The sequence below is a fragment of the Pseudoalteromonas sp. BMB genome, from assembly GCF_001709235.1.
GTDB classification, from domain to species: Bacteria; Pseudomonadota; Gammaproteobacteria; order Enterobacterales; family Alteromonadaceae; genus Pseudoalteromonas; species Pseudoalteromonas maricaloris.
In genome coordinates this window covers 23,816-33,016 of record NZ_MBQA01000186.1, presented here as the reverse complement: position 1 = coordinate 33,016, position 9,201 = coordinate 23,816, and the positions used below count along the sequence as shown (strand labels likewise).

General features: G+C 39.9%; 12 protein-coding genes and 1 tRNA gene. 2 read left to right on the top strand and 11 right to left on the bottom strand.

Translation table 11 applies throughout. From position 1 onward, the window contains the following. Positions 1 to 296: 296 nt before the first annotated feature. The 6 genes from BB427_RS17115 to BB427_RS17090 all read right to left on the bottom strand — a co-directional run bounded on the left by BB427_RS17115 (position 297) and on the right by BB427_RS17090 (position 3,814). On the bottom strand, positions 297 to 1,124 hold the full coding sequence (locus BB427_RS17115) for a DUF2971 domain-containing protein (protein WP_069022144.1): 828 nt from the start codon (positions 1,122 to 1,124) through the stop codon (positions 297 to 299). A gap of 135 nt (positions 1,125 to 1,259) precedes the next feature. Next, a complete protein-coding gene (locus tag BB427_RS17110) occupies positions 1,260 to 1,850 on the bottom strand; it encodes a hypothetical protein (RefSeq protein ID WP_069022143.1) in 591 nt (196 codons plus the stop codon). Positions 1,851 to 1,919: 69 nt separating this feature from the next. Continuing rightward, positions 1,920 to 2,300, bottom strand: coding sequence for a hypothetical protein (locus tag BB427_RS17105; protein WP_069022142.1), 381 nt, complete (start codon positions 2,298 to 2,300; stop codon positions 1,920 to 1,922). A gap of 102 nt (positions 2,301 to 2,402) precedes the next feature. Continuing rightward, positions 2,403 to 2,867, bottom strand: a complete 465-nt coding sequence (locus BB427_RS17100) for a hypothetical protein (protein ID WP_069022141.1) — start codon at positions 2,865 to 2,867, stop codon at positions 2,403 to 2,405. A 3-nt stretch (positions 2,868 to 2,870) separates the two neighbouring features. Beyond that, positions 2,871 to 3,122, bottom strand: coding sequence for a hypothetical protein (locus BB427_RS17095; RefSeq protein ID WP_069022139.1), 252 nt, complete (start codon positions 3,120 to 3,122; stop codon positions 2,871 to 2,873). Positions 3,123 to 3,211: 89 nt separating this feature from the next. Further along, positions 3,212 to 3,814, bottom strand: coding sequence for a DUF4760 domain-containing protein (locus BB427_RS17090; protein ID WP_069022138.1), 603 nt, complete (start codon positions 3,812 to 3,814; stop codon positions 3,212 to 3,214). Positions 3,815 to 4,093: 279 nt separating this feature from the next. On the opposite strand from BB427_RS17090, the gene BB427_RS17085 reads away from it, so the two are divergent. After that, positions 4,094 to 5,047, top strand: a complete 954-nt coding sequence (locus tag BB427_RS17085) for an integron integrase (RefSeq protein ID WP_069022135.1) — start codon at positions 4,094 to 4,096, stop codon at positions 5,045 to 5,047. 272 nt (positions 5,048 to 5,319) lie between these two features. Here the strand turns inward: BB427_RS17085 and BB427_RS17080 are convergent, their stop codons facing one another. Next, positions 5,320 to 5,754 carry an AAA family ATPase gene (locus tag BB427_RS17080; protein ID WP_026000942.1) on the bottom strand — a complete coding sequence of 145 codons (435 nt, stop codon included), beginning with the start codon at positions 5,752 to 5,754 and terminating at the stop codon, positions 5,320 to 5,322. A gap of 228 nt (positions 5,755 to 5,982) precedes the next feature. Here BB427_RS17080 and asnS point away from each other — a divergent pair, with 228 nt between their 5' ends. After that, positions 5,983 to 7,380, top strand: a complete 1,398-nt coding sequence (gene asnS / locus BB427_RS17075) for an asparagine--tRNA ligase (protein WP_010379069.1) — start codon at positions 5,983 to 5,985, stop codon at positions 7,378 to 7,380. 95 nt (positions 7,381 to 7,475) lie between these two features. Here the strand turns inward: asnS and BB427_RS17070 are convergent, their stop codons facing one another. From BB427_RS17070 to BB427_RS17055, 4 genes are all read right to left on the bottom strand, one after another. Then, positions 7,476 to 8,090, bottom strand: a complete 615-nt coding sequence (locus BB427_RS17070) for an FKBP-type peptidyl-prolyl cis-trans isomerase (protein ID WP_010379072.1) — start codon at positions 8,088 to 8,090, stop codon at positions 7,476 to 7,478. Positions 8,091 to 8,209: 119 nt separating this feature from the next. Further along, entirely contained in the window at positions 8,210 to 8,593 is a 384-nt protein-coding gene (locus BB427_RS17065; protein WP_069022133.1) for a hypothetical protein, read from the bottom strand. A 53-nt stretch (positions 8,594 to 8,646) separates the two neighbouring features. Continuing rightward, positions 8,647 to 8,737 (bottom strand) — tRNA-Ser (locus BB427_RS17060). A 90-nt stretch (positions 8,738 to 8,827) separates the two neighbouring features. After that, positions 8,828 to 9,199: a hypothetical protein gene (locus BB427_RS17055; RefSeq protein ID WP_010379077.1), complete on the bottom strand. Its 372-nt coding sequence runs from the start codon at positions 9,197 to 9,199 to the stop codon at positions 8,828 to 8,830. Positions 9,200 to 9,201 lie beyond the last annotated feature (2 nt).

Here is a 9,201-nt window from a genome sequence, read left to right as displayed (position 1 = left end):
GATTGGAATGAATTTATTTTGGCAGGATAAGTCTGGCTTGTAGTTGGCCATAACAGTTTACCGTGGGTGAATAATAGCTATTAGATCACAGTAACCAACTCGATTCAAGGTTAAGAAATAGTCAATCCAAAACCAACAATCCAGTACCTGAAAAGAGTAATTCTACAGCCTCAACGCCGCATTAAGGTGTGAGCAACGCTACCACGAAACCCGACCATACCACCGTAAACACTGAACTCAACGATGGAATGAAAAATGCCAAGCGTTGAGAATCACTCTTAAATGCTTTGTTAAGTTTACCAACTCCTAAATGGTATTTGGCTGCGGCCGACTCCAGGTCTATCACTAATATTAGGAATAACTTTATATAAGTATGCCTGAGTCGCATCGATTGCAAGCTCTAAGTTTGGTGTATGTCCTACAATTACATTTGTAATCAAATTATCATGATGAGAACCAAGCTTAATCTTGTAAAATGGAGTTAACATTGACTTCCCAGCCCGAAAATCCAGCTGTTCGTAATTAAGACCACCTTTTGAAATTAACCGCCACTCGCCCTCCTCCTTAAAGCTGGCATCTTTAATTATTGGTGATATTTCGGCTAATTTACGACATAGCTCATTGGAGCTATCAGAGCTCAAGCTAATTTGAGATTCTTCTGTATAGGGCTCTTGATATTCTTTATATGTATCTAACACTTGGTTAATCACTCTATGCACGAGCTTTTTTTGTTCTCTTTCATCATAAATGCATGGCTTAAGTTCAAATCTAGCCAATTCAGCGACTTTTTCTAACTTCTCAGAATCAAATCCAATTGAGTACCCACCTAAAGAGTTTGAATAACCTCGCCACTGACTAAGTAAATCACCTTCAGTACTAAATGAACAAACGCAAACATTTAAATTAGAAATATTGCCAAAGTTAGCTTTGAACCTTTTCAGTCTTAAAATTTCATTAACATCGACAGTTTTTAGTAAAAGCAAATCAATGTATTTTTCTGCGATCTTAAAAGCTAACTGATACTCATTATTGTCATTGAGGTATTGAATTTTCGTAGCCCAGAGTTCATTTCCCCCTACAATTCCCATAAATCCATTTTGATCCGTATAATGATAAAGCCTCATACTTTCCTCTTGTAAACTTAACGCCCTGTTCAGGTGTGAGCAACGCAATACCGAAGCTCCTGCATACCACCTTAAACACTAAACGCAACGCATAGTAAAAATGCCACGCGTTGCGAATCACTCTTAAACAGTTTGTTAGGAGGTGAACCGATGAGCTTCATTATTTTGTGGATCAAATGGCTCTGATGTTCCTAGATGAATGTCTATAAATACAAAGTTACCGAGTTCTGTTAGTAGAGTTTGCAAAAGCATAAATAACAATAATGTTCCGCTACTAGAGTTTTTCACTTTGTGCAATCTACCACCATCATATACACCAAACTCGTCAAACTCTTGTTGTGAAATACCTAACTCATCCAATATTTTATTTATTTCATCCTTTGTTAGATCTTGCTTCCCTAGCTTGTGAGCAAACTTGTTTCTTTCTTCGTTAATTTTATTGAGACTTTTGAACAATTTGATGGGAAGACCAACATTTTTTGCAATATACAATTTATTGTGAAATCCAATTTTTTCAACGCCTTTAAATACTGACTTACCAGAATTAATTTTGAAATCAATCCACTTTTCAATTAAGTGCTCAAAAACTAGATGGAATGTAATGATTTGGAGAACATGCGGAGACTCCTTAGAAATATCTTTTAAAGGTTCTGATTGATACAACTTATCCAACTCGCTGTTGAATTCCTTAAATAACTTAGCTTTTTCGCCTGTACTAAATCTCATAATACCTCCTAACGCTTTAAACAGCGGAAAACGCGAGCGCTGCGAGTGGTTTTCCGCTGATTTAACTTGTTAACTGCTTTTGCAGTCATCATAAATTCCATTTGTATCAACAGAATTGTGCACTTGTGACCAATTTTGTCCATCGTAATAATTAACAACGACCCCATGCTTTTGTACGTAAATCATAATTTTTCCTGATTTATAAAAATACTCAGGAGCAGCAGTTGCTACATAGCTTTTCCAGTTTGAACTATTTAATTCCAACCACTTACTGAGTCGAGCATATTCAACTGAATTCTTGTCAATTTCTCCATTGCATGTAACCCAAGAGTCGGGTTGATAAAGAGCGAAATCGATATCTTGTGAGCGGTCAAACCACAAAAGCACAGCGCAAACTGTGACAGCCATAACCATAAGAACACATGCAATGACTTTCAGGAACTTGGCCATGCTACTCCATGCAGTTAACGCTGCCATAAACGGCGCGAGGAACGAGCGCCCGGCGACCGCAGGGAGCGAATTTAATGGCTTTGTTATCTTTTGACGACACGCCTATAACTGCTGCCATTTTTTATTTATTTTTTTGATATTATTGTATGACGATGCCTCACCAAAATCTTCTTCATATTCAGAAATGATGTCACGCACTAGGTTTCTATATTCAGTCCGCCAATCTTTATCACTTATATAATCTTTTTCAATGCAATAGCATAATCTATCAAGTGCATTCAAATAGCTTTCTTTAGTTGCATTAAAGTAATCACCAAGGATCTCTAAAGCATCCTCATCTAAATCGCTCTTGTTGTCTGCCTCCCTCACTGATTTTGCAGCCTTATCAAATTCCAGCTTCCTTGAATTCATTTGAGTTTCTATCTCGAGAACAATTTTCAATGAATCCATTCTCTGATTTTTAACTGCTATGCCAATCTGGTCATTAATTTTTCTCAATTGACTATATGCGATCCAAGCTCCAATTGCAGCTATGACAAAAGTACCTACATCCATATTGAACGTCATTTACTACTTCCTTTTAACCAGAATCGCTTTCGCTTTGCTTGTGTTTATTATGGTTTTTTTCGCCGACTGATCTTCCATTGAAGCAGTCAGTGGAGCTGCATAATCATATTCTTCTGAACTCAATTCAAACCTGCTCAAAATGTCGTCTTGCTCCTTCAATATGTCTTCAACTGGCAGATTCTTCCATTCAGCCTCATACTTTTCTCTCAGGTACTCTCGTAAGTCTTCTAATGTTGTAACGTTATTTAATGTCATGACTTTCTCCTATTTTAAGATAACGCCGCCAGCAGGGGCCGAAAAACCAGAGCGAAGCGGCGGTTTTTTGGTCCCTCTGGCTGGCCTTGTTAGCTGCTTTCAATTACGATCAAATTTTGTTCATGTTTAGCAAAAGAAACAAGCTCTTCTTTTTTGAAAGGTCCAGAAGGTGCTTTCTTCTTTTTGCTATATTTCTGCATCTTCTCGTGGAGTGACTTGAATTTTTCGCCAATTGACTCATCGCCATTTGAAGCATGTCGCTCTGTAATTGCTGGCTCCAATAACGGCCAATAGCGTTCTATATAGTAACTATAAGAGTCCCATACTATATTTTTGGACAAAATTCCTTCATGAACATAAAGCCCTAGATCCTCAAAGAAGTTGATTAAAATAACCTCTTCTTCATGAAGGTTTAGGCACCCTTTAATATAGTCTTGTGATGCATGGCTTCTGCATTTTAGTAAAATATTTCCACCCCATTTTTCATCGCACTTATGTAGAGTTTGCAGCATGTTTGATTTTCTTTGGATTCTAACCTGCTGATAAACCATTATGAGTGTGATTGTAATAACAAAGAATTGGCACATTGACCAAAACCATGATGAGTCCTTTCCAAAAATTGCCTGAATATACTCCATTTTCTTCCTCGTTATTAGTTTAGTATGGACAGCTAACATTTTATTCGTGCGCATGCGCGTTCACCTCGTTGGACCAGTGAAAACGCGCGCAGTTAACTATCAGTATGTAAAGAACTTATCAGCATTCTTCTAAATATACCATCTGGAAAAATGCGCATGCGCGTTTCCCAAACCTATTATCTCAAATCGAAAATAAATAACCTCTTGATAGAAATAATATTTTTAATTTATTCATGCGTAAACGCGCAAAAATTTTTTCATTATTTCCCTTGATATCCGAGAACTTTAGATAATACTGTATATATATACAGCAATGTGGGATAAGGAGTTATCATGAGTCTAAAAAGCCCATTTCTGAAAGGTCTTCAGGAAGAAATGCGTATGCGTGGTTACAGCATTAGAACAGAAAAAACCTACCTATATTGGATTAAGGCATTCATTAACTTTCACCACAAGCGTCACCCTGAGACAATGGGAACGGAAGAGGTTACACAATTTTTAACCTTCCTTGCCAACCAACGAAATGTGGCTATCAACACACAAAAAATTGCATTTAACGCGTTGGCCTATTTGTATCAGAAGCATTTGCACCATGAGCTTGGGGATTTAGGCTTTTGCTATGCCACTAAACAAAGACATTTACCTACAGTGTTATCCCCATCAGAAATCTCACTAATACTAAATGAACTTGATGGCCGCGATAGACTAATAATAGAACTACTCTATGGTAGCGGACTAAGAGTTTCAGAATGCCTCAGGTTACGTATCCAAGATATTGATAGAGCTTCGCTGACCGTTAGAGACGGAAAAGGGCATAAAGATAGGCAAACCATCCTCAGCAATAGATGCTCAAAAAAGCTCACTACATATATTGAAATGGCTATTAAGATTCAACAGGATGACAACCTTCACGGGATAGGTCCATCTTTGCCAAATGCAGTAGAACGCAAGTATCCCAACGCGTTTAGGCAGCATGGGTGGATGTTTATTTTCCCTTCCAGCACTACTTGTATCAATCCTTATACAGGAACACTTTGCAGACACCATTTACATCAAAGTGTTATTCGTAAAGCGCTCGGGAATGCCGTGCGTAATATTCAAATAAATAAACGCGTCACCTGCCATACGTTTAGGCATAGCTTCGCAACCCATTTGCTTCAAGCTGGTCGTGATATAAGAAGTGTTCAAGAATTACTGGGCCACAATGACGTTAGTACCACACAAATCTATACACATGTACTTGGCCAACATTTTGCAGGTACAACTAGCCCGTTAGACACAATATAAATGTCGGAGCCCTTTCGAAACTCAGTAGCATTACGAAAACTGGGTCAACTGAAGCTAAAATAGTTGGTTGCACATTCCACTGCTGAATCGAAATGGAGCAGGAATGAGTTGACTAACCGGCCGCTATGTAGAATGAAACTAACATTGACGACTGTCTCTTGTTTGCTCGAAGGCGAAGTCTAAACCCACTCTTTTTAACTGTAAGATCGGATATGATACTACCCTGTTTAACATGCACGAGCGTTGTTAGGGTTACTCTACCCTAAGCTTTATCACCATTCGAAAAGGTGTGCCATTTTTGAAATTGTTTTCAAGCCAATGCCATGACTATTACGCTTGGCATATAAGTGCTGTAGGGACTTATCTTTAATTTCGCCAACAATGACTTCTTTCACTTGATAACCCATTGCCACGGCAGCTGACGCATAAGCAACAAACTCCCATTTCTTGATATTGGTGTTATCAACAACGACCAAAGGGATACCTTCAGCTAAGGCATTAATAAACCGGGCTAAGTTTAAGTTGTGATATTCTGAAAGGCGTTGTTTTTCAAAATGATACTCGCCGTTTTCATTAAGAAAATAATCATCGGTTGAACAGATAAAATACTGTGTTTCATCGCCGGAGACTAGGTCGTCGGCTAGCGTTTGCGCATAATGCGATTTTCCAGAGCCAGGTAGACCCCTCAAAATAAAAACTTGTTTCATCGAGTTTTGAACGTCACTGTTAGTATTAATAAAGCTATTTTTATCATCGAACATTCATAATGCCACAGTCCGACTGTTTTTTCATGGCTTTTACTCATTCTTTTCAACCCAGTTTTTTGCATTTCAGTGTTTTTTTATTTGTCCATCGCAGGTAAGATACGGCTTACATGACGATAAGACACTCTGTCTTTTAATTTACAAATAAAAAATAAATCATTTGGAGTAAAGATGAGCCACACAGCGATAACGGAGCTACTAGCAGGCACCGTTGCGGTTGACAGCCAAGTAACAGTAAAGGGCTGGATCCGTACACGACGTGATTCAAAAGCAGGTATTTCATTTCTAGCCGTTCATGACGGTTCTTGTTTTGACCCTATTCAAGCCGTAGTCCCTAATTCGCTGAATAATTATGACGAAGTGACTCGTCTTACTGCTGGGTGTTCAGTAGCGGTGACTGGTGTGCTTGTACAATCACAAGGTCAAGGTCAATCTTTTGAGATCCAAGCGAACAGCGTTGAGGTATTAGGTTGGGTTGAGAATCCAGATTCATACCCAATGGCTGCAAAACGCCACAGTATTGAATACTTACGCGAACATGCGCACCTTCGCCCTCGCACTAATGTTATGGGCGCGGTTACCCGTGTACGTAACTGTCTTGCACAAGCTATTCACCGTTTTTATCATGAGCGTGGCTACCAGTGGATCAGCACGCCTATCATTACCGCAAGTGACTGTGAAGGCGCAGGCGAGATGTTCCGTGTATCTACACTTGATATGAACAACCTACCACGCACAGACAAAGGCGATGTAGACTATTCAGAAGACTTTTTTGGTAAAGAAGCATTCTTGACCGTATCTGGTCAGCTTAACGGTGAAACATACGCGAGTGCCCTTTCAAAAATCTATACTTTTGGTCCAACATTCCGTGCTGAAAACTCAAACACTTCTCGTCACTTAGCAGAGTTTTGGATGGTTGAGCCTGAAGTGGCATTCGCCGACCTTAACGACATCGCAGCGCTTGCAGAAGACATGTTGAAGTATGTGTTTAAAGCAGTACTTGATGAACGTCGTGATGATATGGAATTTTTCGCACAGCGCATCGAAAAAGATGCCATTACTCGCCTAGAATCATTCATCGATAAAGACTTTGCTCAGGTAGATTACACTGATGCTATCGAAATTCTAAAAGCATGTGATAAAGAGTTTGAATTCCCTGTTGAATGGGGCGTCGACTTACAATCAGAGCACGAACGTTACCTTGCTGAAGTACACTTTAACGCACCAGTAGTTATCAAAAACTACCCTCGTGATATCAAAGCATTCTACATGCGCCAAAACGAAGACGGTAAAACCGTTGCCGCTATGGACGTCGTTGCGCCTGGTATTGGTGAAATCATTGGTGGCTCACAGCGTGAAGAACGTTTAGATGTGCTAGATGCACGTCTTGAAGAGATGGGCTTAAACAAAGAAGATTACAGCTGGTACCGCGACCTACGTAAGTATGGAACAGTGCCTCACTCAGGCTTTGGTCTTGGTTTTGAGCGCTTGGTTGCTTATGTTACTGGCATGGGCAACGTACGTGACGTTATTGCCTTCCCTCGTACTAAAGGCAGTGCGACTTACTAAAGTCTTGTCGAACAGCCAAAGTTGTATTTTCAGCAGCTTTGGCTAAACGCGAAAAGGCCTTCATTAAGAAGGCCTTTTTTGATCACGCGATGCTATTATAAAACTTCTAGTAGCTCTACGTCGAAAATTAGCGTTGAGAAAGGTGCGATTGCAGCACCTGCACCACGCTCGCCGTATGCAAGTTCATGCGGCACGTATAGACGCCACTTTGAACCCGCAGGCATCATTTGAAGTGCTTCAGTCCAACCTTTGATCACGCCATTTACTGGGAATTCAGCTGGTTGACCACGCTCGTAAGAGCTGTCAAAAGTCGTACCGTTGATTAAAGTACCGTGGTAATGAACACGTACTTTTGAATCTTCAACAGGCTTATCACCTTCGCCAGTTTCAACTACTTCATACTGAAGACCTGACTCAGTTACTGTTACTTCAGCACGCTTTGCATTTTCTTCTAGAAATGCAACACCTTCAGCAGCTAACACTTTCGCTTCTTCTTCACGACGCTGTTGGATTTCAGCATTGATCTTCTCAAATGCCGCTTGAATTTCAGGGATTTCAACGCGGAAGCTGTCACCAGCATAAGCGTCTTTCATACCTTCGAATACAGAGTTAAGGTTTAGACCTTCAAAAGGGTTTGCTTTAAGTTGCTCACCCATTTGTAAACCAATACCGTAGCTCGCTTTATCTGCGTCTGTGTTGAATTGAGACATAGTCTTTCCATATTTTTTATTAACAAGAATCTTAGATTGTATCACAGCCAAAATAGGCAAGATACCGGAGCTGCTTGATTATCAAGCAGTCGAGCTATTCGTCGGACACAAAAAAACCGCTAACTAGCGGCTTTCTCTTCGGCGTATTGTTTGAGTTTTTTCATTACAAAGGTTGCAAATGGCAGCAATAATACAAGCCCAATATTAAGCTCATCACTGTACTCTCCCAAGCTACCAACAAAGTAGTGTCCAAATCCAACCACACCAAATAATGCAATAACCACACTGGCGATTTCTGGCCAGAATTTTTCATATTTAGTGATCAGATGACCAACAAGGCAATTGAATAAAAAAACATGCAGCAGCGTCATCGTAATATCAGGGTCTTGTTGTGAGTCAATCGACAACGTAAGCGCCATGTTTAGACCACTAAGATAAAAATAACTAAATACAATCCAAATAGAACTATGTTTTATTATTGCCATGTTACTAGCCGCAGACATACACGCCTCCAAACGAAAAAAACCGCCATTTGGAGGCGGTTTTGGGAATGAGGTGGCGGAGAGATAGGGATTTGAACCCTAGATACGCTATTAACGTATGCCGGTTTTCAAGACCGGTGCTTTCAACCACTCAGCCATCTCTCCGTTGTTGGCGCGCATTTTATGGAGTTATCCATCGGTTGTAAAGCACTATTTCGATTTTTGCATTCAAAAGCGCAAATAATAGCCGAATAATCAATAATATTGCTTTGGCCTTTTGGCAATATAAGCAAAAATACAACTGGCGATAACCATTGCAATCACGATGATCCCCGAATCAATCATACCAATGACTGCGTTTTTTGCAGGCAGTACTTTTTCAATGATAACCGGAATAGATGAAAACAACACAACGGTACTGAGCACTTTGAATGCTCTGGAAAAATCAAATCGCTTGGTGTAACTCATCCATGTTGTTAGTAATCCTAATACCAAAATAGGCGCTAATAGCCCCATCCATATCTCACTGGTATAACTCGATAATGCAACGGTTGCCGTGCACCCTATCAAGCTCCAAATAATCCAGGCGGTCCAATTTTCCCGTTCTTTTAAAAATAAATTACCCATGA

Excerpts from the sequence above, each read along its gene's own strand:
- BB427_RS17080 (WP_026000942.1), bottom strand. The coding sequence starts at position 5,754 with ATGAAACAAGTTTTTATTTTGAGGGGTCTACCTGGCTCTGGAAAATCG.
- BB427_RS17070 (WP_010379072.1), bottom strand. The coding sequence starts at position 8,090 with ATGTCTCAATTCAACACAGACGCAGATAAAGCGAGCTACGGTATTGGT.
- asnS (WP_010379069.1), top strand. The coding sequence starts at position 5,983 with ATGAGCCACACAGCGATAACGGAGCTACTAGCAGGCACCGTTGCGGTT.
- BB427_RS17090 (WP_069022138.1), bottom strand. The coding sequence starts at position 3,814 with ATGCGCACGAATAAAATGTTAGCTGTCCATACTAAACTAATAACGAGG.
- BB427_RS17105 (WP_069022142.1), bottom strand. The coding sequence starts at position 2,300 with ATGGCCAAGTTCCTGAAAGTCATTGCATGTGTTCTTATGGTTATGGCT.
- BB427_RS17100 (WP_069022141.1), bottom strand. The coding sequence starts at position 2,867 with ATGACGTTCAATATGGATGTAGGTACTTTTGTCATAGCTGCAATTGGA.
- BB427_RS17055 (WP_010379077.1), bottom strand. The coding sequence starts at position 9,199 with ATGGGTAATTTATTTTTAAAAGAACGGGAAAATTGGACCGCCTGGATT.
- BB427_RS17115 (WP_069022144.1), bottom strand. The coding sequence starts at position 1,124 with ATGAGGCTTTATCATTATACGGATCAAAATGGATTTATGGGAATTGTA.
- BB427_RS17085 (WP_069022135.1), top strand. The coding sequence starts at position 4,094 with ATGAGTCTAAAAAGCCCATTTCTGAAAGGTCTTCAGGAAGAAATGCGT.
- BB427_RS17110 (WP_069022143.1), bottom strand. The coding sequence starts at position 1,850 with ATGAGATTTAGTACAGGCGAAAAAGCTAAGTTATTTAAGGAATTCAAC.
- BB427_RS17065 (WP_069022133.1), bottom strand. The coding sequence starts at position 8,593 with ATGTCTGCGGCTAGTAACATGGCAATAATAAAACATAGTTCTATTTGG.
- BB427_RS17095 (WP_069022139.1), bottom strand. The coding sequence starts at position 3,122 with ATGACATTAAATAACGTTACAACATTAGAAGACTTACGAGAGTACCTG.